24 protein-coding genes are annotated in these 25,404 nt (G+C 71.7%); 11 read left to right on the plus strand and 13 right to left on the minus strand.

What is annotated here, in order from left to right:
- Nucleotides 1-12: 12 nt before the first annotated feature.
- From ABJI51_RS10365 to ABJI51_RS10405, 9 genes are all read right to left on the minus strand, one after another.
- Nucleotides 13-855 carry a TIGR03621 family F420-dependent LLM class oxidoreductase gene (locus tag ABJI51_RS10365; RefSeq protein WP_348949551.1) on the minus strand — a complete coding sequence of 281 codons (843 nt, stop codon included), beginning with the start codon at nucleotides 853-855 and terminating at the stop codon, nucleotides 13-15.
- A 78-nt stretch (nucleotides 856-933) separates the two neighbouring features.
- Complete coding sequence (locus tag ABJI51_RS10370; RefSeq protein WP_348949553.1) at nucleotides 934-2,757, minus strand: phosphoenolpyruvate carboxykinase (GTP); 1,824 nt, start codon at nucleotides 2,755-2,757, stop codon at nucleotides 934-936.
- A 349-nt stretch (nucleotides 2,758-3,106) separates the two neighbouring features.
- Nucleotides 3,107-3,811 (minus strand): hypothetical protein, encoded by a 705-nt coding sequence (locus ABJI51_RS10375; protein ID WP_348949554.1) that lies wholly within the window; start codon nucleotides 3,809-3,811, stop codon nucleotides 3,107-3,109.
- A gap of 96 nt (nucleotides 3,812-3,907) precedes the next feature.
- Complete coding sequence (locus ABJI51_RS10380) at nucleotides 3,908-5,746, minus strand: dynamin family protein (protein WP_348949555.1); 1,839 nt, start codon at nucleotides 5,744-5,746, stop codon at nucleotides 3,908-3,910.
- On the minus strand, nucleotides 5,743-6,138 hold the full coding sequence (gene grpE / locus ABJI51_RS10385) for a nucleotide exchange factor GrpE (protein ID WP_348949557.1): 396 nt from the start codon (nucleotides 6,136-6,138) through the stop codon (nucleotides 5,743-5,745). Before grpE ends, ABJI51_RS10380 begins: the two co-directional genes overlap by 4 nt.
- A gap of 18 nt (nucleotides 6,139-6,156) precedes the next feature.
- On the minus strand, nucleotides 6,157-6,771 hold the full coding sequence (locus tag ABJI51_RS10390; protein WP_348949559.1) for a TetR/AcrR family transcriptional regulator: 615 nt from the start codon (nucleotides 6,769-6,771) through the stop codon (nucleotides 6,157-6,159).
- Nucleotides 6,768-7,247, minus strand: coding sequence for a YqeB family protein (locus ABJI51_RS10395; protein WP_348949561.1), 480 nt, complete (start codon nucleotides 7,245-7,247; stop codon nucleotides 6,768-6,770). Before ABJI51_RS10395 ends, ABJI51_RS10390 begins: the two co-directional genes overlap by 4 nt.
- A 46-nt stretch (nucleotides 7,248-7,293) precedes the next feature.
- Complete coding sequence (locus ABJI51_RS10400; RefSeq protein ID WP_348949562.1) at nucleotides 7,294-7,941, minus strand: hypothetical protein; 648 nt, start codon at nucleotides 7,939-7,941, stop codon at nucleotides 7,294-7,296.
- A gap of 59 nt (nucleotides 7,942-8,000) precedes the next feature.
- Nucleotides 8,001-9,521 carry a dynamin family protein gene (locus ABJI51_RS10405; RefSeq protein WP_348949812.1) on the minus strand — a complete coding sequence of 507 codons (1,521 nt, stop codon included), beginning with the start codon at nucleotides 9,519-9,521 and terminating at the stop codon, nucleotides 8,001-8,003.
- Between the two features lie 194 nt (nucleotides 9,522-9,715).
- On the opposite strand from ABJI51_RS10405, the gene ABJI51_RS10410 reads away from it, so the two are divergent.
- Both ABJI51_RS10410 and ABJI51_RS10415 read left to right on the plus strand, forming a co-directional pair.
- Entirely contained in the window at nucleotides 9,716-10,879 is a 1,164-nt protein-coding gene (locus ABJI51_RS10410; protein ID WP_431605595.1) for a sensor histidine kinase, read from the plus strand.
- Nucleotides 10,876-11,532: a response regulator gene (locus tag ABJI51_RS10415; protein WP_348949564.1), complete on the plus strand. Its 657-nt coding sequence runs from the start codon at nucleotides 10,876-10,878 to the stop codon at nucleotides 11,530-11,532. The genes ABJI51_RS10410 and ABJI51_RS10415 overlap by 4 nt, the downstream gene beginning before the upstream one ends.
- Before the next feature lie 312 nt (nucleotides 11,533-11,844).
- Here the strand turns inward: ABJI51_RS10415 and ABJI51_RS10420 are convergent, their stop codons facing one another.
- Together ABJI51_RS10420 and ABJI51_RS10425 are read right to left on the minus strand one after the other, a co-directional pair.
- On the minus strand, nucleotides 11,845-12,756 hold the full coding sequence (locus ABJI51_RS10420) for an SDR family NAD(P)-dependent oxidoreductase (RefSeq protein ID WP_348949565.1): 912 nt from the start codon (nucleotides 12,754-12,756) through the stop codon (nucleotides 11,845-11,847).
- Nucleotides 12,753-13,340, minus strand: coding sequence for a TetR/AcrR family transcriptional regulator (locus tag ABJI51_RS10425; protein ID WP_348949567.1), 588 nt, complete (start codon nucleotides 13,338-13,340; stop codon nucleotides 12,753-12,755). The genes ABJI51_RS10420 and ABJI51_RS10425 overlap by 4 nt, the downstream gene beginning before the upstream one ends.
- 197 nt (nucleotides 13,341-13,537) lie before the next feature.
- Here ABJI51_RS10425 and ABJI51_RS10430 point away from each other — a divergent pair, with 197 nt between their 5' ends.
- The 6 genes from ABJI51_RS10430 to trmB all read left to right on the plus strand — a co-directional run bounded on the left by ABJI51_RS10430 (nucleotide 13,538) and on the right by trmB (nucleotide 18,449).
- Nucleotides 13,538-14,479: an ABC transporter ATP-binding protein gene (locus ABJI51_RS10430; RefSeq protein WP_348949569.1), complete on the plus strand. Its 942-nt coding sequence runs from the start codon at nucleotides 13,538-13,540 to the stop codon at nucleotides 14,477-14,479.
- A gap of 17 nt (nucleotides 14,480-14,496) precedes the next feature.
- Nucleotides 14,497-15,243 carry a hypothetical protein gene (locus ABJI51_RS10435; protein ID WP_348949571.1) on the plus strand — a complete coding sequence of 249 codons (747 nt, stop codon included), beginning with the start codon at nucleotides 14,497-14,499 and terminating at the stop codon, nucleotides 15,241-15,243.
- Nucleotides 15,244-15,349: 106 nt separating this feature from the next.
- Complete coding sequence (locus tag ABJI51_RS10440; RefSeq protein ID WP_348949573.1) at nucleotides 15,350-16,258, plus strand: ABC transporter ATP-binding protein; 909 nt, start codon at nucleotides 15,350-15,352, stop codon at nucleotides 16,256-16,258.
- On the plus strand, nucleotides 16,255-17,016 hold the full coding sequence (locus tag ABJI51_RS10445) for a hypothetical protein (protein ID WP_348949575.1): 762 nt from the start codon (nucleotides 16,255-16,257) through the stop codon (nucleotides 17,014-17,016). The genes ABJI51_RS10440 and ABJI51_RS10445 overlap by 4 nt, the downstream gene beginning before the upstream one ends.
- 176 nt (nucleotides 17,017-17,192) lie before the next feature.
- Nucleotides 17,193-17,744 carry a hypothetical protein gene (locus ABJI51_RS10450; protein ID WP_348949815.1) on the plus strand — a complete coding sequence of 184 codons (552 nt, stop codon included), beginning with the start codon at nucleotides 17,193-17,195 and terminating at the stop codon, nucleotides 17,742-17,744.
- Between the two features lie 72 nt (nucleotides 17,745-17,816).
- Nucleotides 17,817-18,449: a tRNA (guanosine(46)-N7)-methyltransferase TrmB gene (trmB, locus tag ABJI51_RS10455; RefSeq protein ID WP_348949817.1), complete on the plus strand. Its 633-nt coding sequence runs from the start codon at nucleotides 17,817-17,819 to the stop codon at nucleotides 18,447-18,449.
- A 43-nt stretch (nucleotides 18,450-18,492) separates the two neighbouring features.
- Here the strand turns inward: trmB and ABJI51_RS10460 are convergent, their stop codons facing one another.
- Both ABJI51_RS10460 and ABJI51_RS10465 read right to left on the minus strand, forming a co-directional pair.
- Entirely contained in the window at nucleotides 18,493-20,742 is a 2,250-nt protein-coding gene (locus ABJI51_RS10460) for an FtsX-like permease family protein (RefSeq protein ID WP_348949576.1), read from the minus strand.
- Nucleotides 20,739-21,440 (minus strand): ABC transporter ATP-binding protein, encoded by a 702-nt coding sequence (locus tag ABJI51_RS10465; RefSeq protein WP_348949578.1) that lies wholly within the window; start codon nucleotides 21,438-21,440, stop codon nucleotides 20,739-20,741. The genes ABJI51_RS10460 and ABJI51_RS10465 overlap by 4 nt, the downstream gene beginning before the upstream one ends.
- A gap of 173 nt (nucleotides 21,441-21,613) precedes the next feature.
- On the opposite strand from ABJI51_RS10465, the gene ABJI51_RS10470 reads away from it, so the two are divergent.
- The 3 genes from ABJI51_RS10470 to ABJI51_RS10480 are packed head-to-tail and all read left to right on the plus strand — an operon-like array spanning nucleotide 21,614 to nucleotide 25,394.
- The gene (locus ABJI51_RS10470) at nucleotides 21,614-23,413 is read left to right on the plus strand and encodes a sensor histidine kinase (RefSeq protein ID WP_348949580.1); all 1,800 of its coding nucleotides are present in this window, start codon (nucleotides 21,614-21,616) and stop codon (nucleotides 23,411-23,413) included.
- The gene (locus ABJI51_RS10475; RefSeq protein WP_348949583.1) at nucleotides 23,410-24,063 is read left to right on the plus strand and encodes a response regulator; all 654 of its coding nucleotides are present in this window, start codon (nucleotides 23,410-23,412) and stop codon (nucleotides 24,061-24,063) included. The genes ABJI51_RS10470 and ABJI51_RS10475 overlap by 4 nt, the downstream gene beginning before the upstream one ends.
- Before the next feature lie 23 nt (nucleotides 24,064-24,086).
- Nucleotides 24,087-25,394 (plus strand): amidohydrolase family protein, encoded by a 1,308-nt coding sequence (locus ABJI51_RS10480; protein WP_348949585.1) that lies wholly within the window; start codon nucleotides 24,087-24,089, stop codon nucleotides 25,392-25,394.
- The last annotated feature ends 10 nt before the right edge of the window (nucleotides 25,395-25,404 follow it).

The raw sequence follows: 25,404 nt of genomic DNA on the forward strand, positions 1-25,404 counted from the left end.
CGACCAAGGTACTCAGCGGAGTTTCCCGATGACCGGGGCCAGCCGCTCCAGGTCGTCTTCGAGCACCGTGAAGTAGCTGACGCCGAGGGTTTCGCGGGTGCGCACCAGCTGCTCGGCCACCGCTTCCGCCGAGCCTGCCAAGACCGTGGCCAGCTCGCCGAGCTGCTCGACGCCGAGGTGCGGCACCAGCCGGTGGGCCGTTTCGAGCGCCGCCCGCCGGTCGCCGGTGATCCGGACGAAGTGGACCATCAGGTTCAGCTCGGCGTCCCGGCCGTCCAGCACCCGCCGCACGAAGCCGGCCCGCTCGGCCAGTGCGGCGGAATCGGCCAGTGCCAGCCGACCCTCGGCCGCGCCGGGCGCCGTGCCGGTCAGGGCGATGGTGTCGGCGTGCGCGGCGGCGAAGGTCAGCATCCGGTCGCCGCGGCCGCCGAGCAGCAGCGGCGGCCGCGGCCGGTCGGCGAACACGCGCTCGAATTCGGTGACGACGTCGACGAGCCTGCCGAACCGGCGGCCGGGTGTGCCCCAGCCGATCCCGGCGGCTTCGAACTCCTCGCGGACGTACCCGGCACCGATCCCGATCTCCACCCGGCCGCCGGTGAAGTCGTGGAGCGCGGCGAGGTCGCGGGTCAGGACCACCGGGTTGTGGAAGCTCGCGTTGAGGACGTAGGTGTTCAGCCGGATCCGCTCGGTGGCCTCGGCGGCGAGCAGGAGGGCGGGTACCGGCGCGACCCGCCCGAGGTGGTCGACCACGCCGACGACGTCGTAGCCGAGCTCCTCGGCCCGACGGCACTTCGCCACCCACTCGTCCCGCGAGCCGGGCACGTACATCGCCACCCCGAAGCGGAACGGTCTCATGTCCCGAACCTACCCGGAATGGAAGAAGGGGACGGCTCCCGGATGCGGCCGGGAGCCGTCCCCTCCTGCTGGGGAGCCTTACGCGAGGCGCTGGGCCAGCGCGTCCAGCTCGTCACGCAGCGACGTCGGGACCTTGTCGCCGATCTTCTCGAACCACTCCTCGATCAGCGGCAGCTCCTCGCGCCACTCCTCGGGCTTGACGTCGAGGGCGGCCTGGATGTCCTCGATCGGCTCGGTGAGGCCCTCGGTGTCGAGGTCCTCGGCACGCGGCACGAAGCCGATCGGCGTCTCGACGGCGTTGCCGCGGCCCTCGACCCGCTCGATGACCCACTTGAGGATCCGCGAGTTCTCGCCGAAGCCCGGCCACAGGAAACGGCCGTCGTCGCCGCGGCGGAACCAGTTGACGTAGAAGATCTTCGGCAGCTTGGTCGCGTCGGCGTTCTTGCCGAGGTTCAGCCAGTGCTTGAAGTAGTCACCGGCGTGGTAGCCGAGGAACGGCAGCATCGCCATCGGGTCGCGGCGGACGTTGCCGACCGCGCCCGCCGCGGCGGCCGTCGTCTCCGACGACATGGTGGCGCCCATGAACACGCCGTGCTGCCAGTCGCGGGCCTCGTTCACCAGCGGGACCGTGGTCTTGCGGCGGCCGCCGAACAGGATCGCCGAGATCGGCACGCCCTTCGGGTCGTCCCACTCCGGCGCGAGGATCGGGCACTGCGACATCGGGGTGCAGTAGCGCGAGTTCGGGTGGGCGGCCTTCTCGTCCGAGTCCGGCGTCCAGTCCTGGTGTTTCCACGACGTCGCGTGGGCGGGCTTGTTCTCCATGCCCTCCCACCAGATGTCGCCGTCGTCGGTCAGTGCGACGTTCGTGAAGACCGTGTTGCCCTTCTCGATCGTGCGCATCGCGTTCGGGTTGGTGTGCCAGTCGGTGCCCGGCGCGACGCCGAAGAAGCCGAACTCGGGGTTCACCGCGTACAGGCGGCCGTCCTCGCCGAAGCGCATCCAGGCGATGTCGTCGCCCAGGGTCTCCGCGCGCCAGCCCGGGATGGTCGGCTGCAGCATGGCGAGGTTGGTCTTGCCGCAGGCGCTCGGGAAGGCCGCGGCGACGTAGTGGACCTTGTTCTCGGGCGAGATCAGCTTGAGGATCAGCATGTGCTCGGCGAGCCAGCCCTCGTCGCGCGCCATCACCGAGGCGATGCGCAGCGAGTAGCACTTCTTGCCCAGCAGGGAGTTGCCGCCGTACCCCGAGCCGTAGCTCCAGATCTCGCGCTCCTCGGGGAAGTGCGAAATGTACTTCGTTTCGTTGCAGGGCCAGGAAACGTCCTTCTCGCCCGGCTCGAGCGGCTTGCCGACCGAGTGCAGCGCGGGCACGAATTCGCGCTCGGTGCCGTCCGGCGCGATGAACTTCTCGAGCGCGGCCTTGCCAGCGCGGGTCATCACGCGCATCGAAGCGACAACGTAGGCGAAATCGGTGATTTCAATGCCCAGCTTGGGATTCTCGTCGCCGAGCGGGCCCATGCAGAAGGGGATGACGTACATCGTGCGGCCGCGCATCGAGCCCCGGAAGAGCTCGGTCATGGTGGCCTTCATCTCGGCCGGGTCCATCCAGTTGTTGGTCGGACCGGCGTCCTCGGGACGCTCCGAACAGATGAAGGTCCGGTCCTCCACGCGCGCGACGTCGTTCGGGTCGGAAGTGGCCCAGAAGGAGTTCGGCTTCGACTTGAGCTGCACGAACGTGCCCGCTTCGACCAGCTCCTGGTTGATCCGGGCGGCTTCCTCGTCAGACCCGTCGACCCACACCACGCGGTCCGGGGTGGTCAGTTCGGCGACCTCCCGGACGAAGGACAGCACGCCACTGTGCGTCGTCGGCGCTGTGTCCAGTCCGGGGATGGCGACTGCGGTCATCTCTACTCCTGACTTCCGACGACAAAAGAGCCCACGCCGGAACGACCGTGTTCCGGAGCGGGCCTCATTGCCGGCGACCGAATGGCTTCGCACACCGGCTTGGCGAACCGGTGTGCGGTGTTTGGGATTCCCTGAGAGTAGCCGCATGACCGGCCGGTAACCGAGGGCTGACGTGTACGTTCTCTCACAAGAACGATAAGGGAATCGATTCAGACATCACCGGATCGGGCCATTCGCTGAAAATCTTCCGGTGTGTGGGGTCACACCCGTGACCTGCTTGTTTTCATTGAAGACATGAAGAAAGCCCGGGACGGCCGTCCCGGGCTTTCAAACTATGACGCAGGTCACGTCAGTTCGGCGAAATCCACTGTCCCGTGCCGGAGTCGATGCGCGCGACGCCTTCCAGCGTCTGCGTGCCTGCCTCGCCCCAGGCGGCGTCGGACGCCGGGTCGCCGTCCGAGCCGGAGTCCATCAGTCCACTGGAGACTTCGGTCCACTGGCCGGGGCCGGAGTGCTCGAACGTCGTGGTGGTGCCGTCCGCTTCGGTCTGCACCGCGATGTCCGCTTCGCCGTCGCCGTCCTTGTCGGTGAAGGCGATCGTGCCGCCGCTCTTCGTCTCGACGATCGCGGTGTCGTTGTGGCCGTCGTGGTCGGTGTCGATGGTCGCGACCCCCGCGTCGACCTCGCCGTCCGGCAGGTCGGCGTGGATGTGCCCGCCCGAGCTGTCGTCGCGGCCGCCGGTGTCGGAGTGGTCGTGGCCGCCGCCGGAGCCGTCCTCGACCCACTGGCCGCTGGCCTCGTCGTAGACCGCCTGCTCGACGACGTGCCCGGTCTCGTCCAGCACGGCGTAGTGGTCGGCCTGGCCGTCGTGGTCGGTGTCGATGAAGGCCTGGGCCGTGCCGTCCTCGTGCTCGACGATCGCGGTGTCGTTGACGCCGTCCTCGTTCACGTCGTAGTTGACCTCGGCCTGGTACTCCTGGCCGTCGACGTGGACGGTCATCGCGTCCGGGCTGCTCGCGTCGGTGTCGCTGCCGCCACTCTCGTCGACCCACATGGGACTTCCCCCTTCGAAACGCTCTGACCTGCTGTCCGAGGATATGACTCACCGTAGGCCGGTTCGGTTCCGCTCCACAACCGGACCACCCGGTGATCAGGCGGTCTTGTCCCGCAGGGCCCGGATCCGGGTCAGGAAGGCCTCGGCGCGCTCGCGGCCGTCGCTGACCTCCTTCAGCCGCTTCGAGACGACGGCGATCTTCTTGGCGCGTTCCTGGGCGCCCATCTTGATCGTCTTGTCGACTTCCTTCATCTCGGCCTCGATGGCGTCGATGCGGCGGCCCAGTGCCTCGTCCAGTGCCATCGACAGCTGCTGCTCGGCCTCGATGAGCTGCTCGGCGACGAGCTGGTCGAGCGTCGAACGGGCGTCGGCGATGGCCTCGACCAGCCACTGCTTCATGTGCTGCTTGTCGGCCGCGTGCTTGCGCGTGCGGGCCATCCACCAGCCGGCGCCGAGGCCGATGATGATCGTCGCGGGCAGCACGACCGGGTTGAGGATCGCGACGCCCGCCAGCGGCAGCGCGGCGACCTTGCCCGCGCCGACCCCGCCGGAGATGCCCATGAAGACGAGCAGCTTGTCCTCGGCCGTCGGCGGCTTCTTGTCCGGCGGGCGCAGCACCACCGGCGGGCCGCCCGCGCGGGCGAACTGCGCGCGGATGACGTCCAGCTCCTCGGGGGAGAACAGCTCCGACAGCGAGACGTTGGTGACCTGGTTCAGGCGCTGGGACAGCAGCATCGAGATCCGCTGCGACGTCGTCTGCAGCGCGAGGTCGACCTGCTGCGGCAGCGCGGCCAGCTCCTCGCGCTTGGCCGCGTCGATCAGCTGGCGGAAGTGGGTCTGCGCGTCCCGCATCTGCCTGCTGCTCTCGTGCCCGACCTCGACGCGGGTGCGCTGGATCTCGCCGCGCAGCTTGAGCTGCCAGCCGCGGGTCGACGACCGGCGTTCGGCCTGCAGCTGGTCACGGCGTTCGCGCAGCTGCTCGGCTTCGGCCTCGCCCGCCGACAGCGCCCGGCTCTCGGCCTGCAGCTTCGCCTTCAGCTCGCCCAGCGCGCTGGACAGCGCGCGCAGCGTGTTCGCTTCGCCGAGCATCGCCGACCGGCCGACGAGCAGCTCCTGCAACGCCGTCTGGATCGCGGCGACGCCGGACTTCTCGCGCAGCATGGCGGCCATCTGCTCGTTGGGCGCCTTCGCCGCCGTCTCGAACATCCGCGCCGACACCGGGTGGAACACCGCGTCGGCGAACCGGGGCGCGTGCTCGGCCAGCAGCTGCCGGTCGGCCTCCATGACCTCGCGCCAGCCGCGGAACATGTCCACCTTGGTCAGGGCGAAGACCACGGTCTCGACGCGCTCGCCGACGTCACGCAGGAACTGCAGCTCGGTCGAGGTGAACGGCGCCGAGGCGTCGACGACGAACAGCAGCGCGGTCGCGCCCGCGGCGGCCTCCTTGGCCAGCTCGCCGTGCATCGAGTCGAGCCCGCCGACGCCGGGGGTGTCCACCAGCGACAGCCGTTCCAGCAGCGGCACCGGCCCGGTGACCTCGACGTACCGCGGCGGGATCTGGCCCGGCGGCAGCTCGTGCGCGGCGGACACCCAGTTGATCAGCTGGCCGAGGTCGATCGGCACCGGCGCCAGCTGGCCCGGGTAGCAGGCCTGCGCGCCCCACGCCTCGGCGTGGTCGAAGACGAGGTAGGTCGCGGTGGCGACGTCGGCGTCCACCGGCGACAGTCCCGGGCGCGCGAGCAGCGCGTTGACCAGGGAACTCTTCCCGCGGTTGGTCTCGCCGACGACCACGACGGACGGCTTCTTCGGCCGGGCCTTCCGGATGTCCTCGACCCACCTGGCGGCGTCCGGGTCGGCGTCGCGGACGACGGCCAGCAGCTGGTCTCGCGCCGCCGCGACCTGCGCGGGCAGGCTCGGCGCGGTGGGTGCGCTCACGGGTTCTTCTTCGCGTAGACGGTGACGATCGGGGCCCGCAGCAGGCGGTCGTGGTCGGCGAAGCCGGTGACCTCGGTTTCCGCCACGATGCCGTCGAGCGCCGGGTCGTCGGTCGGGACCGCGCCGCCCGCCTCGTGCCGGGCCGGGTCGAACCGCTCGCCGTCGGGCCGCAGGGCATGGACGCCGATCGCGGCCAGCCCTTCCTCCAGGCGTTCGACCACGCCGCCGCTGCGGGCGCGGTCCAGCGCGTAGAGACACATCTGGATCAGCGCCTGGCGGTCGGCGAGCGCGCGCTCCAGGTCGGTGGCGGCTGCCTGCTGCTGCAAGGGGTGCACATCGGTGTCCGACGCGGCCGCGCCGCCGCCGGTTCCCTCCTTGCGAAACCATGCCATGCCGACAGTGAACCGTATTCAGCCGCCGTCCGGAGCCGGAACCGGGCGAAGGAACCGGATCAGGATCGTCCGGAGGATCCCCAGTTCCGCCTCCAGATCGAGGTCCGGGTCCAGGCTGACCCGCGAAATCATCGCGTCGATCAGGCCGGCGAGCCAGCCGGCGACCGCCCGCGGCGCGGCACCGGGGTCGATCAGCCCGGCGTCGGCGGCGCGGGTGACCAGGACGGCCAGCCCGTCCCGCAGCGCGCCGTCATTGCGCCGGATCAGCTCGGCGAACTCGTCGTCGCGGGCGGCCTGTGCGGCGGCCTCCAGGACGAGCCGGGCGATCGCCGGGTGCGCGAGCTGGGCCGCCAGCTCGGTGACGACGTCGAGCAGCGCCGCGAGCGGGTCATCGGTCTGCGCCGCGGCTTCGAGCCGGCCTGCCGTCTCGGCGGCGTCGTCGGTGAAGATCGCCGTGAACACCGCGCGCTTGCTGGGGAAGTAGTGGAAGAGGCTGCCGGAGCTGATGCCCGCCGCACGGCAGAGGTCCGCGGTCGTCGTCCGTTCGAAGCCCTTCTCGGCGAAGCACCCGGCGGCGGCGTCGACGATCGCGCGGCGCTTGGCCGCGTGCTTGACCGGGTCGACCGTCCTCATCGCTCGACCGGCGGCTCGTCCTGCCACGGATAGCCGTGCTCGGCGAAGGCGGGCGCCAGCTCGTGGTTCTTGAGGTCGGTCTTCTCGCGGGCGATCTCCCGGCCGTCGGTGGTGCGCAGGACCAGCTCCTTGCCGTCGAGGTAGACGGCTTCGAGGTCGGCCTCGATGCGGCGGGTCCGGTCACCGCGGACCAGCGTGACGCGGGTCGGCGACACCGTGACGACCAGGCGTTCGTGGGCCCAGATCGCGGCGAACGCCAGGCCGAGCACCAGCCCGCCGCCGACCGCGGAGAGCGTCGCCCAGGGCTGGGGGAGCGTGGTCAGCACCTTGAACACACCCTGGAAGGGGAATGCGGGCAGGCCGCTGATCCAGGCGGCGAGGGCCCAGGCCGCCACGCCGATGCCGCCGCCGAGCAGGGGGCAGCCGATCCAGGACCCGGTGCGCAGCCACGACGGCTCGTCGACGGTCGTCTCCATGCCGCCTATTATCAGACCGCGCGCTCGGTTTATGAAAGCCGGGTGCTCAGACCAGCTCGTCGATCACCTCGCGGAGCAGGGCCTCCAGCGCCGGGCCGTCCTCGGCCAGACGGGAGGAGACCAGCAGCTGGTCCTCGGCCGTGCGCAGCCAGATCGACCCGGCGACCGAGATCTCGATGACGTTCAGCCGGAACGGGTACGCCCGCCGCCCCCGCTGGACCTCGGCCTCGCGCACCAGCTGGCCGAGCCGCTCACCGGCCACGATCTGGCGGCGGTAGAAGCCGGGCGCCCACGGCGTCCCGCCCGCCGGCTCGCTCCCGCCGCGCAGCGCGGGCCCGCGGGCGTTGGCGAAGTGGCGGGCCGCGGCCGGGCCGAAGGCCTCGATCGCCTTCCGCATCGCCGAGCCCTGCGCGAGCGCGGGCCTGCCGTAACGGGTGCGGGGGCTGCGCGGGTCCGGGTCCTCGCGATGGCGGAGGAAGGCCAGCAGGTCGACCCACCAGTCGGCCCACTGCGCCTGGACGGCCGCGCGGTCGACCTCCGGCGGGACGTGCACCGGCACCTGCGGCTCCACCGGCGGCAGCACCTGTCCCTCGGAAACGGACAGGGCCAGGGCGTCACGGATGTACAGCGCGACGTCGACCTCGTTCTCGCTGCTCCAGCCCGCTCGCCAGGATGTCGTGTTTTCCAGTCGCACGTTTTCACAGTACGCGGGAAACCCGGATGGCCAGCCGGATTCGGCAAGCAGAAACAAACTCAGGCTTCGCGGACCTGTTGCCACATCAAGAAGTACGCCCGGTGCACGACGTGCGCGACGCGGCTCTGCGCCGGCGTCGCCCCGAAGGAGGCGAAGGACCGCCACCAGCCCGCGCGTTCGAGCGCGTGCGCGGCCAGCTCCGCCCGCGGTGCGCCCGGCTTGCCGAGCTGGGCGCCGATGTCGGCGTTGCTGCCCACCCGCAGCACCTCTTCGACCAGGTCGTCGGGCATGTCGACCGCGCCGGAGGCGACCAGCGTCAGCGCTTCGAGCAGCCGCAGCTGGTGGGCCTCCGGCTTGGCCAGCAGCACCTCGATGGCGTCGTGGACGCGCTGGCGTTCGCCAGGGTCGCTCGAGGCGTGCGCGAGCGCGGTGACCGACGCGAGCGCGGCGGCCGCCTTGATGCCGTCGGCGCGGGCGGCGAACACCACCGCCAGCCGCTGCCGGACGGCTTCGAGCCCGGACGCGTCGAGCAGCGAACGCCGCAGCGCACCCGCCGTGATCTCCGGTTCCTTGCGGATCGCCTCGACGGCGTGCGAGATGCCGAACAGGTCGAGCTTCTCCAGCAGCCGCAGCCGGGTGCCCGCCGGGACGTCGCACTCCCAGCTGGTGAAGATGTCCGCGGAGATCAGCATGGTCTGCAGGACGTCGTCGTCGAGCTCGGCCAGCTGCCGCAGGGCCTCGGCGTCCGCGGAGGTGAAGCCGCCCGACTCGGCGGACTCGGCGATCAGCCCGATCACCGGCAGCACGTCGGCGACGCGCGGCTTCAACGTCGAAGCCTGCTTCTCGGCCAGCAGCGTCGCGGCCTTCCAGACGTCCCCGCCGGAGCCCTCGACGGACTCGGGCGCGATGGTGTCGGCCTTGTTGAGCACGGCGATCGCGTTGACCGGGCCCGCCTCGCGGCTCGCCGTGGCCGCGGTGAACGCGGCGAGGGCCTGCTGGTCGTCGGCGCGGACGCCCTGCGTGACGACGTACAGGACGGCTTCGGCTCCGGCGACGGCGTTGCGCGAAGTGTCGTCCAGCTCGTCGGAGCCCGCTTCGTCCTCGTCCTCGTCCTTGCGGTGCTTGGCCGCGCCCAGCAGCTGCTCGGTCCGCGACACCGACGCGGCGTCGAGCGAGCCGAGGCCCGGGGTGTCGATCACCGTCATGCCCTGCAGCACGGCGTTCGTCAGGTACGCCTCGATGTGCGACACCTGCTCGATGTCGACACCCAGCTCGGCCGGGATCATCCCGTCGGCGGCGAACGGCAGCACCTGCTTGCGGCCGTCGGTGAAGACGATCTCGACCCGGTCGACCGTGCCGTACTGGAACCGGGTCACCAGCCGCGTGCACTCGCCGATGTCGGTCGGCGCGACCCGGCGTCCGATCAGCGCGTTGACCAGCGTCGACTTGCCCGACTTGATCCGGCCGGCCACGGCGACCTGCAGCGGCGCGCCAAGCCGGCGCAGCACCTCGGCGAACCCGGCGGCGGTGCGCGCGGAGACCTGCGGCTGCAGGCGGTGGCACAGGTTGGCCACCGACATCGACAGCGGACCCGCGAGCCGGCCCTGCTCCGGTGACGTCACGGCCCCCAGCCCTCCCCGCTCGTACGGACGAACCCCGGTGAATCGTGCCATGCGGCTCATCCCGAGGTCGCACCGAAGGTGGTACTGCCGGCCGACGCGCGGGCTCCACCTCGGGACCTAGTGTTTGTCGGGTGCGACGGCTGAGTCTCTGGATGCGTGCCCACCCCATGGCGGGCGACACGGTGCTCGCCGTCCTGCTCGGCCTGTTCGACCTGACGCTGCTCGCCGCGGACAGCCTGTCCGACGCGCCGGAGCTGCCCCCCTGGTACGTCGCCGTGCCGATGAACGTCGCGATGGTCGCGCCGCTGGTGTTCCGGCGGAGGTCGCCGCTGTGGTCGGCCTACTGCGTGCTGGTGATCGGCGTCGTGCACGCGACGCTGATGGTCGGCGTCGCCAGCGTCGCCGCGCTGGCGATGAGCATCTACTCGGTCGTCGTCTACGCCGGGCGGCGGCAGGGACTGCTGTACGTCGGCGCGGTGATCGTCGCCTCGGCTGTGCAGCTGTCGCTGGACCCGGCCGATCTGCTCGTCTCGGCGCTGTTCCTCGCCTTCGGCATCGCCCTCTGCTGGACGCTCGGCGAGTTCGTCGGCGCCCGGCGCGCCTACGACGTGGAAGTGGAGGCCAGGTTGCACCTGCTCGAAACCGAACGGGACCAGGCCACCCGGATCGCGGTGGCCGAGGAACGCGGCCGGATCGCGCGTGAGCTGCACGACGTCGTCGCGCACGCGGTGAGCGTGATGGTGGTCCAGGCCGACGGGGCGTCGTACGCGATCGAGAGCAACCCCGACCTCGCCCGGCGCGCCCTGCAGACGATTTCCGAGACCGGCCGCGGAGCGCTGGGCGAGCTGCGGCGGCTGCTGGACGTCCTGCGCAGCGACGACGCCGACGGCGAGCCGCGCGTCCCGCAGCCGGACGCGCACGCCCTCGCCGACCTCTGCGAGCGGATGCGCGCGGCCGGGGTGCCGGTGGAGCTGGAGCTCGGCGAGCTGGGCGAACTGCCCGCCGGCGTTTCGCTCGGGGTGTACCGGATCGTGCAGGAGTCGCTGACCAACACGCTCAAGCACGCCGGTCGCGGCGCGACCGCGGCGGTGCAGGTGCACCGCACGGGCGACCTGGTGGAGGTCCGGGTGTCCGACGACGGCGGCGGCCGCGTCCCGCAGCTGACCGCGGCGCACGACCCGCGCCTGCCGGGCGGCAACGGGCTGATCGGCATGCGCGAGCGGGCGCACGTGTACGGCGGGACGTTGGAAGCAGGCCCGGCTCCGGCCGGTGGGTGGCAGGTCCGCGCGGCCCTGCCGGTTAGGTTGGACAAGTGATCCGTGTGGTGGTGGTCGACGACCAGGAGCTGATGCGCGTCGGCTTCCGGATGGTGCTGGGCGCCCAGGCCGACATCGACGTCGTCGGCGAAGCGGGCGACGGCGCGCAGGCGGTCGAGCTGGCCGAGCGGCTGCGCCCCGACGTCGTGCTGATGGACGTCCGGATGCCGGTCCTCGACGGCGTCGAGGCGACCAAGCGGATCGTCGCGGCCGGCACCGCGCGCGTCCTGGTGATGACGACGTTCGACCTCGACGAGTACGTCTATTCGGCCTTGCAGGGCGGGGCGAGCGGGTTCCTGCTCAAGGACACCCAGCCCGACCACCTGGTTTCGGCGCTGCGCGCGGTGGCCTCGGGCGACGCGGTGGTGTCCCCGTCGGTGACCCGCCGGCTGCTCGACCGGTTCGTCGGCGCCGGCGGCTCACCGCTGCGGGACACCACCGAGCTGGACGTCCTGACCGACCGCGAGCGCGAAGTCCTGGTGCTGATCGCCAAGGGCATGTCGAACCTGGAGATCGCCGAGGCACTGTTCCTCTCGGAGGCGACGGTGAAGACACACGTCGGGCGGATCCTGGCGAAGCTGGAACTGCGGGACCGGGTGCAGGCGGTCGTGCTGGCCTACGAAACCGGCCTCGCCCGCCCCGGCCTCGCCTGAGTTCGAAGCTCAGCGGAAGTCGTCCGGCGGGGTGGTTGCCGGGTCCTTGCCTGCCTGGCGGACCACCTTTGCTGACCTACGTTTTCGCGGGAACCGTGGTCCGGCGTGCGGTCGGAGGGTGGTGCGGTGTCTTGAATGACTCATTCAGGTCTTCGGAGGTCCTGAATGAGTCATTCAGGACGCTGGGGTGAGCCACTCCCCGGCCGCGCCGGGCCTGCGCCCTGCCCGTCGGGGAGTAGGTCACCAATTGGCCGTTCGCCTTGGGTGCGTCTGACGCAGCGAACGCCACATTGGGGGCGTTTGGGGCCCCGGTCAGCGGAAGGCGTCCGGCGGGGTGGTTGCCGGGTCCTTGCCTGCCTGGCGGACCTCGGTGAGCCAGCGGCCGAAGTCCGGGCGGTCGCCGTCGATGTCCGTGTAGCCGTACTCCTTCATCAGCGTCCAGGAGGCCAGCGTCCGCCCGGCGAAGCGGGCGACGTCCGGGTCCTGTGCCAGGGCCGCGACGCCGCGGGCCAGCAGGTACGGCGTCTCGGAGATCTTGAAGTCGTCCGGGGCCGTCTTGCCGACCGCGTCGCGCCAGGTGTCCTCGGTGACCTCGAAGTGGTCGAGCATCGACTCCGACCGCAGGAAGCCCGGGGTCACCGCGAGGCCGACGCTGCCGTCCTTCTTCAGCTCGGCGCCCAGTGCCCGGCCGAGCGCGCGGATGCCGCACTTCGCCAGGTAGTACGGCAGGCCCGCGCCGACGTAGTCGTCGTTGTCGCCGTCGGTCACCTCCAGGACCAGGCCGCGGCGGGCGACCACCAGCGGCAGCAGGCGGTGCAGCGCGATCAGGTGCGTGTCCAGCGCGTTGTGCGTCAGCTTCAGCGCGTCCTCCAGCGGCGTCTCCCAGTACGGCGCGTCGAACATCGCGTACATGTCGCCGCCCCAGACGTCGTCGACCAGGATGTCGATTCCGTCCACTTCGGACTCGATGCGGGCGTTCAGTGCGTCCACATCGGACACGTCGGTGAAGTCGCAGCGGACGACGACCGCCTTGCCGCCCGCCGCCTCGACCAGCTCGCCGGTCTCTTCGATCGTTTCCGGGCGTCCCATCGGGGACTTCGACTCCCGGGTCGTGCGGCCGGTGACGTACACCGTCGCGCCCGCGCGGCCCAGTTCCACCGCGATCGCCCGCCCGCAGCCCCTGGTCGCCCCGGTGACCACCGCGACCTTGCCCCGCAAACTCATCCGTCCTCCTGTCCGCGCCACGCGGTCAGCACCGCGTCGACGTCCTCCGCCAGCCGGTCGGCCAGCCGCCCGTGCGGCCGGATCGACCAGTCCAGAGCCACTCCGTTGAGCACGCCGAGCACCGCCCGTGCCGCGCGCGGCACGCTCGGGGCGTACGGCAGCGAAGGCGCCGCCGCGCGCACGAGCCGCCGCAGTTCCTCCTCGACCGCCGTGAAGTGCTCGCCCAGCAGCGCCCGCAGCACCGGGTCGCCGATGTCCACGCCGAGCTGGCCCAGGTGGTTCGCCGCCTCTTCGGCGTCGCCGAGCCCCGCGTAGACCGCCACCGCCGCGGCACGCAGGCCGTCGACCGGGTCGTCCGCCCGCGCGGCGCACTCCCGCATCGACTCGACCGCCAGCCGCGTGGCCCGGCGGCTCATCGCCTGCAGCAGGCCGCTCTTCGAGCCGAACCGCTGCCCGACCGTGCCGACCGAGACCCCGGCCTCCGCGGCCACCTGCGCCAGCGTGAATCCCGGGCCACAGCGGCCGATCACGGTCTCCGCGGCCGCCAGCAGCCGTTCGTCGGTGATGCTCTTCGGCCGGGCCACCCAGTTATTGAACCACAGTTCATTAACTATGGCGAATCAGGGTCGACTCAGGGTCATCACGGATCGCGCATCGGCCGAAGAGCCAGCAAGGTACTACTCAGGTAGGGGGCGCGGTTCGGTCTGCAGGGTGACGCGGGAACCGGCCTCCACCCGCGACGATGAACACGTCGTAAGCGAGGGGCGGAAGAGGAGCAGCCATGATCGAGGCAACCGGCCTCACCAAACGGTACGGAACCACGCTGGCGGTGAACAACCTGTCGTTCTCCGTCTCCGCCGGCCAGGTCACCGGCTTCCTCGGCCCGAACGGGGCGGGCAAGTCCACCACCATGCGCATGATCCTGGGCCTGGACAACCCGACCAGCGGGCAGGTCACCATCGGGGGCAAGAAATACCACGACCTCAAGGAGCCGCTGCGCACCGTCGGCGCGCTGCTCGACGCGAAGTGGGTGCACCCCAACCGCTCGGCGCGCGCCCACCTGCTGTGGATGGCGAAGTCCAACCGCATCCCGGCCTCCCGCGTCGACGAGGTGCTCGAGATCGTCGGCCTGACCAGCGTCGCCAACAAGCGGGCGGGCGGGTTCTCGCTCGGCATGTCGCAGCGGCTCGGCATCGCGGCCGCCCTGCTCGGCGACCCCGAGGTGCTGCTCTTCGACGAGCCGGTCAACGGCCTCGACCCCGAGGGCATCCTCTGGATCCGGAAGTTCATGCACCGCCTTGCCGACGAAGGCCGCACCGTCTTCGTGTCCAGCCACCTGCTTTCGGAGATGGCGCTGACCGCGAGCAACCTCGTGGTGATCGGCAAGGGACAGCTGATCTCCCAGTCCTCGACCGAGGACTTCGTCGCCCGCGCGGCGGAGAACACGGTCAAGGTGCGCTCGCCGCAGCTCGCCGAACTCCGTGCCGCCCTGCAGCGGGCCGGCGCCGGGGTCGCCGAGGAGCCGAACGCGCTCGTCGTGTCCGGAATGGACAGCGACGGGATCGGCGAACTCGCCGCCGCCAACCGGATCGTGCTGCACGAGCTGAGCCCGCAGACCGGCTCGCTCGAGCAGGCCTTCATGCAGATCACCGGCGACTCCGTCGAGTACCACACCGGCCTCGACGCCGAGGCGCAGCACGTGCTCGAGTCCGCAGCCAAGTAACCGGGGAAACGAAGATCATGAACCTGCTCGCGGTCGAACGCATCAAGCTCTTCAGCACCCGCTCACCGTGGTGGTGTGCGCTCATCGCCGTCGGCCTCTCGGTCGGCTTCGCCGCCATCATGGCGAGCGCGACGTCGGCCGACGTCCCGCTCACCACCTCCGCCACCCTCTTCGGCGGCACCCAGTTCGGCATCGCCGTCGTCATGGTGCTCGCCGCGCTCTCGGTGACCACCGAATACCGGTTCAACACCATCCGCACGACGTTCCAGGCCGTGCCGCACCGCTCGCCCGCCCTGGTCTCGAAGGCGGTCGTCGTCGCGCTCGTCGGGCTGGTCATCGGCGAGATCGCCGCGTTCGGCGCACTGGGCCTCGGCATGGTGCTGCGCCCGAAGGACAACCTCGGCCTGCACACCGCGCAGGACTGGATGAACGTCGCCGGGCTCGGGCCGGTGTTCGCGATCAGCGCCGTGCTCGCCGTGGCGATCGGTGTCCTGATCCGGCACAGTGCCGGCGCCATCGCCCTGCTGCTCATCTACTACCTGGCCGTCGAGGACCTGGTGTCGCTGATCCCGAAGATCGGGCACCACATCCACGAGTGGCTGCCGTTCAACGCGGCGAGGAAGTTCCTGGGCGGTGCGGGCGCCGAGGGCCCGTCGCCGTCGGACTCGCCGCTGAGCCCGGGCTGGGCGCTGGCCTACTTCGCCGGGGTTGCGATCGTGTTCCTGCTCGTCGCGCTCGGGGTCGCGAAGAAGCGGGACGCCTGAGGGGAAGAAACAGGGGAAAAGGGGAAAAAGGGGAATCCGGGTCGCGCTGTCGGGGGGCGACCCGGATTTCCCTTTCCCGCTAGGCTCCTGCACGGAAGGGGAGCCCATGATCGAAGCGAACGCACTGACCAAGCGCTACGGCGCGACGACCGCGGTCGACCAGCTGACGTTCACCGCGCACGCAGGCCGCGTCACCGGGTTCCTCGGCCCGAACGGGGCGGGCAAGTCCACGACCATGCGCCTGGTCCTCGGCCTCGACACCCCGGACGCGGGCACGGTGCTCGTCGACGGCGTCCCGTACCGCCGGCTGAAAGATCCACTCAGGACGGTCGGCGCGATGCTGGACGCCACCTGGCGCCACCCCGGCCGCAGCGGGCGCAACCACCTGCGGTGGCTGGCCGCGGCCAACGGCCTCCCGGACCGGCGGGTCGACGAGGTGCTCGCCCTGGTCGGGCTGACGAGTGTCGCAGGCAAGCGCGTCCAGCAGTACTCGCTCGGCATGCAGCAGCGGCTCGGCATCGCCGCCGCACTGCTCGGCGACCCCCGCGTCCTGCTGTTCGACGAGCCGGTCAACGGGCTCGACCCGGAGGGCATGGCCTGGATCCGGGAGCTGCTGCACACGCTCGCCGCCGAAGGCCGGACCGTGTTCGTGTCCAGCCACCTGCTGCCGGAGATGGCGCAGACCGCGCAGGACCTCGTCGTCATCGGCCGCGGGCGGCTGATCTACCAGGGCACGATGGACGACTTCGTCGCGCGGACGAGCGAGCACGGCGTCCGCGTACGCACCCCGCACGCCGAGCGGCTGCGAGCCGCGCTGACCGGCCAGGCCGAGTTCACCGAAACCGGGGACGTCTTCGTCGTGTCCGGTTTGGACAGTGACCGGATCGGGCAGCTGGCCTTCGACGCGGGCGCGACGCTGCACGAGCTGAGCCCGATCAGCGGCACGCTCGAACAGGCCTACCTCGACCTCACCCGCGAGGCGGTCGAGTTCACCGGCGCGGAGGCCACCCGATGACCACGATGGCGAACCTGCTGCGGGCCGAGCGGATCAAGCTCTTCACCACCCGCGCGCCGTGGTGGTGCCTGGCCATCGCGGTCGTCGCGCCGCTCGGCTTCACCGCGCTGTTCTTCGCGCTCGCCGGGCCGGAAATCCCGGCGACGGTCGGCAACACCCAGCTCGCGAGCGGCAACGGCCGGACCGTGCTGCTCGTCCTCGCGGTGTTCGCCACCGCGTCGGAGTTCGGCTGGGGCACGATGCGGCTGACCTTCCAGGCGGTGCCGGCCCGGGTGCCCGCGCTGCTGGCGAAGGTCACGGTCGTCGCCGCCGTCGGCGCGGTGCTCGGGCTCGTTGTCGGCTTCGGCTCGTGGGGCGTGGCGTCGCTGGTGGAGCCGGACGCCGGTTTCGCGCTGAACACGGGCGCGGCCTGGCGCTCGGTGCTCGGCCAGAGCCTGGTCTTCCTGGTCACCGCGATCGCCGGGGTCGGCGTCGCCCTCCTGCTGCGCAGCGTCGCCTTCGCGCTGACGATCGTGCTGGTGTGGACGCAGGTGCTGGAGGGACTGGTCGGCTTCATCCCCGGCGTGGGCAGGCACATCGCCCCGTGGCTGCCGTTCCACGCCGCGAACGAGTTCGTCGGGGCCGCCGGCCTGTCCTCGGGCCCGGTGCCGCCGACGCCTGCCCCGCTGGGCCCGTGGGGCTCCCTCGGTTACTTCGCGGCGATCGGTGTTGCCCTGTTCGTGGCCGGGGTCCTCGTCACCGCCCGGCGCGACGCCTGAGCGTGATCGCGGTCTCAATACCGCACGAATCCGTGTTAACAAAAGGTGAAACAGCTGTGGCTTCCCTCACAGGCGCCGGACATAATGCTATGACCAGGCCAGATTCGTAAGAGAGCGAACCGGAACCGTCTGAGCTCCCCTGGAGGTGACCCTTGACGGTCGACACCGGTCAAGAATTGGGCAACACGATTCCCCGGGCCCGCGTCGAGGACGACGTTCCGCGGCTCGAACCGATGCTGGACCTCGAGTGGGCCCGCGCGATCCAGCTCCCGCAGGCCGCCATGACGGCGGCGACCCCCGCCGAGCTGCGGCGGGCGTGGGTGCACCGTGCCCCCGAGGAAAACGTCCTGGCGCTGTTCCGCGCCTCGGCCGGGATGGCGGGGCCGGTCCCGGCGCCGTGGTGGCTGCGCGCGGTCGCCGACGGCAAGCTCGATTCGCGGGAACAGGGTTTCCGCGTCGAGGACCGGATCGCGCAGCTGCTCGGCAGGCGGCCGGGCTGGGAATTCGTCCCGTGGGCCGCGGACGGCGAATCCGGCTACTGGGAGTTCATGCCGTCCGAACGCGGGAAATCGGGTCACGCGATTCCCACGACAGTGGTGAACACCGACCGGCACCCGGGCTGGATCGACGTCCTGCCCGCCCACAGTGGACCGACGCCGGACCCGATCGCGGTGGCCGGGCTGGCCGGGCTGCGGTCTCGGCTGGGGGAGTTCGAAGCCGTTCGTTAACCTCGGTCCGTGCACAACGAAGACGGACGACGACTGCGCAGCGTGGTCAGCTACGTCAAGCGCGGTGGCCGGATGACCGTCGGGCAGCAGCGGGCGTGGGAAGAACACTGGCCGCGGCTGGGCCGCACGGTCGGGGAACTGCCCGAGGGACCGCTGGACTTCACCGCGTGGTTCGGCCGCGAAGCGCCGGTGATGCTGGAGATCGGCTCCGGCATGGGCGAAACGACGTCGCAGCTGGCCGCCGCGGCGCCGGAGCTGAACTACGTCGCGGTCGAGGTCTACGACCCGGGCCTCGGCCAGCTGATGCTGCGCGCCGAAAAGCTGGGTGTCGAGAACCTGCGGCTGCTGCACGGTGACGCCGTCGTGCTGCTGACCGAGCACGTCGAGCCGGGGACGCTGCACGGCGTCCGGCTGTTCTTCCCGGACCCGTGGCCGAAGAAGAAGCACCACAAGCGGCGGATCGTGTCGCCGTCGTTCGCCGCGCTGGTGGCGTCGCGGCTCGCGCCGGGCGGCACCTTCCACATGGCGACCGACTGGGAGAACTACGCCGAGCAGATGCTGGAAGTCTGTTCGGCCGAGCCCGCGCTGCGCAACCGGTACGACGGCTGGGCGCCCCGCCCGGAGTGGCGGCCGGTGACCAAGTTCGAGCAGCGCGCGGACGTCGAAGGCCGCGTCTCGCACGACCTGATCTTCGAAAAGCGCTGAGGGCGGGTTCGCCCCTCCCCCGACAGAGGGGCGAACCCGCTTTTCACTCGTCGGCCAGTGGCTCGGCCTGGACCCGCTTGAGCGCGGGCGTGCAGACCGACGCGCCGAGCAGGGCCACCCCGACCCCGAGCACGACCGGCGCCAGCAGCCACGGGCTGAGCACGATGCCCCGCTCGTCGACCATGCTGAACAGCCCGACGCCGACACCCACCCCGACGATTCCCGCGCCGATGGTGGCCACCAGCGCGGGCAGCGCGGCCTCCATCCGCAGCGCCCGTGCCAGCACCCGCACCGGCGTACCGGCCGCCATCAGCGCCCCGAACGTACGGCGGCGGTCCATCACCGAGCCCGCGGTCGCGACCGCGGCACTGCAGCCCGCCAGGATCCCGGCCGCGATCAGCCCGATCACCGTGACCCGGCGCAGGTCGCCCAGCTCGGTCTGCTGGTTGAACAGGTACTGGTCCCGGCTGCCGATCTCCGCGCCTGCCGCAGGCCCGGCCAGTGCCGTGCGGACGATCTCGCGGGCGGCGCCGTCGGCAGGCGCGACCACGGTGACGTCCGTCGGCGTGAGGCCGTCCGGCAGCGCGGCCGGGTCGATGATGAACGAGCCGCTGAGGTCGGCGTCCGGGTACCGGACGGTTTCGACCCGCGTCCCCGACTTCGCGGCCGTCGCCGTCCCCTCCCAGGACGCGGCGACCTTGTACTGCGCCAGGTCGAGCGCCGAGTCGCCGAAGACACCCGGACCGCCCGTGCAGTTCTCCGGGGTGAGCCCGAAGCGGGTCAGCTTGACCGCGTCGGCGCAGGTCATCACCAGCGCGCGGTGGCCGTACCGGTTGGGTGCCTGGCCCTGGACGAGGTAGACCTTGCCGACCGCGACCGCCCGCTCGGACCGGCCGTACTTCTGCAGGGCCGCGTTGGCCTGCTCGACGATCCGGCCCGCGTGCTGGTTGTCGGTGTCGACGTAGAGCACCTCGTCCCGGAAGGACCGGCCGCCGCCTGCCATCGACTCGAACGTCGGCAGCAGCGTCAGCGCCATCGACCCGGCGAACACCGCGAGCACGATCCCCGCCGAAGCGCGGTAGGCGCCCTTCGGGTCGTCACGCAGGCGGCGGCCGGCGAGCAGCGCCGACGGGCGCCGCCAGATCCGGACGAACGTGCCGCCGACCGCCGAGGTCACCCACGGCCCGACGATCGCGGCCGAGCCCACCAGCAGGAACAGCCCCGCCATGACCAGGCCGATGCCGCCGTAGTCCTTGGCCGTCAGCACCGCGACGAGGAAGAACAGCCCGGCCGCGGGCAGCGCGAGCAGCCGCCACCAGCGCAACGGCTTCTTCGTGTGGCCACCGGTGGCGAACAGCGGGTTCTTCAGCACCCGGCGCAGGCCGAGGACGCCGGCCAGCACCACGAGCACCGGGATGGACAGGACGATGAACACCGTCAGCCCGATCGGCAGGGCGAAGTCGGACGCCAGCCAGGTGCCGCCCGCCCACGGCACGAACGACGCGAGGCCGTGCAGTGCCGGGCTGATCAGCAACCCCAGCAGGGCGCCGATGCCCGCCGACAACGTCGTCTCGGCGGCCACCATGTTCGTGACCTGCCCCGGCGTCGCGCCGGCCAGCCGGATCGCCGCCAGCCGCCGCTCGCGCCGGGTCGCGGTCAGCCGGGCCGACGACGCGACCAGCACCAGGCTCGGCACCAGCAGGACGATGATCCCCACCCAGGACAGCAGCATGAGCAGCGGATCCGGGCTCGCCTTCCCGCCGGGGAAGCCCGGCAGCTGCGAGACGTTCTCCGGCATCGCGTCCGGCGTGTGCCCGGTGAGCGCGACGAGCTGTTCCGGGAACCGCAGGCCCTCCTCGCCGAGCGCGCCGACCGGCTTGCCGAACCGGTCGCCGAGCTCCGCGGCCGGGTGGGCCTGCAGCAGCCTGCCGAGCGCGGGCGACACCACGGTCTCGCCCGGTCCGGGCAGCTGCGGCACGCCGGGCGGCAGCGCGATCGCGCCCGGGCTGGTCCCCGGGGTCAGCGCGACGTCGACGCGGATGATCTGCTTGCCGTCGAAGTAGTCCTTCGACGCGTTGAACAGCAGCTTGGCCGGGCCGTCGGTGCCGCGGCTGTAGTAGTTCCCGCCCTGCCAGATGGCACGCTGCTCGCGGTTCTGCGTGGCGAACGGCAGCGTCGCCAGCAGCAGCACCAGCCCGGTCGCGACGGCCACCCCGACCGCGGTGAGGATCGCCGACGTCCGGGTCCGCCGGTCCACCCGCAGCACCCGCAGGGCGATCTGGAGCGAGTTCATGCCGCGAGCCTCGTCGCGATCAGGCCGTCGCGGATGGCGACGGTCTTGGGCATCGACTCGGCCAGCTCGCGGTCGTGGGTCACCACGATCACCGCGGCCCCGGTTTCGCGGGCGGCGCCGAGCAGGGCGTCCATCGTGTCGCGGCCGGTGCGCGTGTCGAGCGCGCCGGTCGGCTCGTCGGCGAAGATGACCTTCGGCCGGTGGGTCAGCGCACGGGCGATCGCGACGCGCTGGGCCTCACCGCCGGACAGCTCGCCGGGGCGGCGGCGTTCCTTGCCCGCCAGGCCGAGGCGCGAAAGCCACTGGCGGCCTGCCTCGATGGCCTCCTTGCGGCCGAGCCCGGCCAGCAGCGACGGCAGCGCGACGTTCTCCTCCGCCGTCAGCTCCGCGACGAGCATCCCCGACTGGAAGACGAACCCGAACTCGGTGCGGCGCAGCTCGCTGCGCTTCTTCTCGCCGAGGTGGTCGATCCGCTGTCCCGCCAGGAAGATCTGTCCCTCGTCGGCCCGCAGGATGCCGGCCAGGACGTGCAGCAGCGACGTCTTGCCCGAGCCGGACGGGCCGACGATGGCGACGGCGTCCCCCGGCTGGATGTCGATGTCGACGCCGGCCAGTGCGTGCTGCGCGCCGTAGCGCTTCACCAGCCCGCGACCGGACAGCACCGGGCCGTTCGTCCACTGTGGAGTGTTCGGGTCCACGAGGTTTCTCCCTGTCCGTCGGATCTTGACGCCGACGAGCTTCGCCGAGACCGGGGGCCGTCCACTTCGGGCAGAAGGCCGGTCACGCCCGCCGTCGCATCGGCCGATCGGCCGAGGCAGCGCGGGCCACTCGGCCAAGGTGCGGACGCCGGGGAATCACGTAACGTCACGTTGTGCCCGCCGCGCCCCCCGCGAACAAGCTGTACGCCCGCACCGTCGCCCTGGTGCGGCGCATCGGCGTGCCCTCGGCGGTGCTGCTGGCCGCGCTGCTGTTCGACCTCGTCGTCACGACGCAGGCGGCACTCGACGACGCCGGCCCGCGGTTCGTCGACTTCGGCCTCCTGCCCGGCATCTTCGCGATGGTGGGCTGCGGGTTCTGGGCCCAGCGCCGCGCCGCCGTGGCCGGCGCGGCGGGCGCGGGCGTGCTGGTGTTCTCCACCCTCTTCATCCACGCGCTGAGCCTTCCCGCGTACTCGAGCGTGCTGCCGAAGGTGGCCATCAGCGAGGTCGTGGCCGGAGTGCTGCTGGTCTACTACGTGACCCGCCGGGCCCGGGCGGGCGTGGCGTTCTGCGTGGTCGCCGCGCTCGTCACCGGCGGGCTCGTCGCGGTCTTCGGCCGGTACCGGGGCGTCAACGACATCGACAGCGGCACCGGCTCCCAGGCCCTGCTGTTCGGCCTGCTGCTGCTCGTCGGCGCGCTCGCGCCTGCGATCGCGGGCCGCGACCGCAGCCCGCGCGCCGTGCCGCGGACCCAGCGGCTCCGGTGGATCAACGAGCTGGCGATGGGGCAGTGGCCGCTGATCGGGCTGCTCGCGTTCGCGATGCTGTTCGAGTTCGGCTACACGTACGCGACCAACGCCCGCAGCTTCCCGATCCTGTTCTGCTCGATCGTCGCGGCCGTGCTCGCGGTGCTGTCGCCGCGGCGGCCCGCGGACGCGCTCCTCGCCCTCGCCGGGATCATGCTGCTGTCCGCGGTCGTCAAGCCGTTCCTGCACCTGCGCTACTCCGACTACCCGATGCCGGGCGGCGTGCCCGCGGTGCAGGTCGTCGCCGCGATGGGCACGGTGGTGAACCTGGTCCGCGCCCAGGGCGTGAGCCGGTCGTGGTCCCGGATCGCCGCCGTGTCCGGCGTCGTCGCGCTCGCGGCGATCCTCAACTCGTCCTACCGCGGCAGCCCCCAGACCGACGCGCAGACCCTGACCCTGCTGGCCTTCACCGCCACGATCCTGCTCGGCATCTCGATCACCGTCGGGCTGATGCTGCGCTCGCGGGACGCCCAGCGCTCCCAGGCCGTGCGGTCGGCGGTGAGTGACGCGCAGACGGCCGAGCGGATGGCGCTGGCCCGCGAGCTGCACGACGTCGTCGCCCACCACGTCACCGGCATCGTCGTGCAGGCGCAGGCGGCGCGGCTGATGGCCGAGCAGAAGCCGGAGGTCGCCGTCGAGGCGATGGCCCGGATCGAGAACGCCGGCGTCGAAGCGCTCGCGGCCATGCGGCGGCTGGTCCGCTCGATGCGCGGCGACGCGCCTGCCGGGTCGAGCGAGTTCAGCGAGCAGGCCACCACCGACCTCGGCGCCGACCTGCGCAAGCTCGTCGAGAGCGCCAACCACGGCGTGCCGACGTCGATGCACCTCGACCTGCCGCCGGACCTGCCGCACGAGGTCGGCCGCTCGGCACTGCGGCTGGTGCAGGAGTCGCTGACCAACGTCGGCAAGCACGCCGCCGACGCGACCGGGGCGTTCGTGCTCGCCGAGGTGACCGGCGGCGAGCTGCACCTGCGGGTGACCGACGACGGCCGCCAGACGGCGCACCGGCCGGCCGGCGGGTCCGGCGGCTACGGTCTGGTCGGGATGCGCGAACGCGTCGCGCTGCTGAAGGGCCGGTTGTCGGCCGGGCGGGGCCCGGACGGCGGCTGGCGGGTCGAAGCTTGGTTGCCGCTGGCGACTGGAGAAGACATGGAAGGGGACGAGTGATCCGGGTACTGATCGCCGACGACCAGGAGATGGTGCGGATGGGCTTCCGCATGATCCTGGACGCCCAGGACGACATCGAGGTCGTCGCCGACGTCGCGGACGGCGTCTCGGCGGTCGCGAAGGCCCGCGAGCTGCGTCCGGACGTCTGCCTGCTCGACATCCGCATGCCCGGCCTCGACGGGCTGGAGGTCACCCGGCAGCTGGCCGGGCCGGACGTGACCGACCCGCTGAAGGTGGTCGTGGTCACGACGTTCGACCTCGACGAGTACGTCCACACGGCACTGCGCAACGGCGCGTCCGGGTTCCTGCTGAAGGACGCGGGCCCGGCCCTGCTGATCGAGGCGGTCCGCGCGGCCGACCGCGGCGACGCGCTGGTGTCGCCGCAGATCACCGTCCGGCTGCTCAAGCACTTCGACGGGGCAGGCCCGGCCAAGCCGAAGGTGCCGCCGCCGTCCGAGCCGCTGACCGCCCGCGAGCTGGACGTGGTGAAGGCGGTCGCGCGCGGGCTGACCAACACCGAGATCGGCGCGGAGCTGTTCCTGTCGCTGTCGACGGTGAAGACGCACCTGGCGTCGGTGCAGGGCAAGATCGGCGCACGCAACCGCGTGGAGACCGCGGCGTGGGCGTGGCGGAGCGGAGTCGTCTCGTAGTTCCGGGTGCGTAGTATCGGCAGATGCAACGCCGTTTCCACGCCCCTGTCGTTCTCCCGGCCGACCCGTCCTGTTCCCTGCTGCGTGACGCGGTCGTCGACGTCGACGCCGACGGGCGGATTTCGTACTGCGGACCGGCGGCCACCGCCCCCGGGTCCGCCGCCCCGGTCACCACCCTGACCGGGATCCTGCTGCCCGGCCTGGTCAACACGCACGCGCACAGCCCGATGACGCTGCTGCGCGGCATGGGCGGCGACCTGCCGCTGCTGCCGTGGCTGAACGAGATCATCTGGCCTGCCGAGGCGAAGCTGCGCCCGGAGGACATCCGCACGGGCATGCTGCTGGGTTCGGTCGAGATGCTCCGCCACGGCGTCACGACCAGCGCGGAGATGTACTTCGAGGGCGAGCAGCTGGTCGACGCGGTCCTGACGACCGGCGGTCGCGTGCTGGTCGCCCCGCCGGTGATGGAGCTGCCGGGCCTGGACTGGCGTGCGCAGCTGCGCGCCATCGAGCGCTGGATCGACACGGACGGCCTGCGTTTCGGCCCGGGCGACCGCATCGAGCTGGGCTACGGCCCGCACTCGGCGTACATGCTGTCGGAAAACGGGCTCCGGGCAACGGCGGAGTCGGCCTTGTCGCGCGGCGCGCTGGTCCAGATCCACGTCGCCGAAGCGGCGTCGGAGGACACGGCGGTCCGTGCGGCGCACGGTTCGGTGCCGGCGCTGCTTCAGAAGCTGGGCATGCTGGACGGTCGGGTGCTGGCGGCACATTCGATCCATTTGTCGGATTCGGACATCGCGCTGTTCGCTTCTCACGGCGTCGGCATGGCGCACTGCCCGGGCTCGAACGCGAAGCTGGCCTCGGGCATCGCGCGCATCGCGGACCTGCGGGCGGCGGGCGTTTCGGTGGGTCTCGGCACGGACGGCCCGGCGTCGAACGACGACATCGACCTGTGGGAGGAGCTGCAGCTGGCGGCCATGTTCGCCCGGCTCGCCACCGGCGACTCGACGGTGCTGACGGCGGCGGACGTGTTCCTGCTGGCCACCCGCGGCGGTGCTTCGGCGTTGGGCCGGTCGGACATCGGCGCGCTGGAGGCCGGGCGCTGGGCGGACCTGGTGCACGTCGACCTGGACGACCCGGCATTCGCCTGCGGACTCGACGTCCCGGACGTCCAGCTGCTGTCCAACCTCGTGTGGGCGGCCGGCTCGCGGCGGGTCCGTGACGTGTGGGTCGCGGGAGAGCAGGTCGTGGCCGACGGCGAGTCCGTGAAGGTGGACCGGGCGAAGGTGCAGGCGGGGGTCGCGGAGACCGCGGCCCGGCTGCGGGCCTGAGCATGGACGC

The organism is Amycolatopsis melonis (assembly GCF_040064235.1).
In the GTDB taxonomy this organism is placed as follows: domain Bacteria; phylum Actinomycetota; class Actinomycetes; order Mycobacteriales; family Pseudonocardiaceae; genus Amycolatopsis; species Amycolatopsis melonis.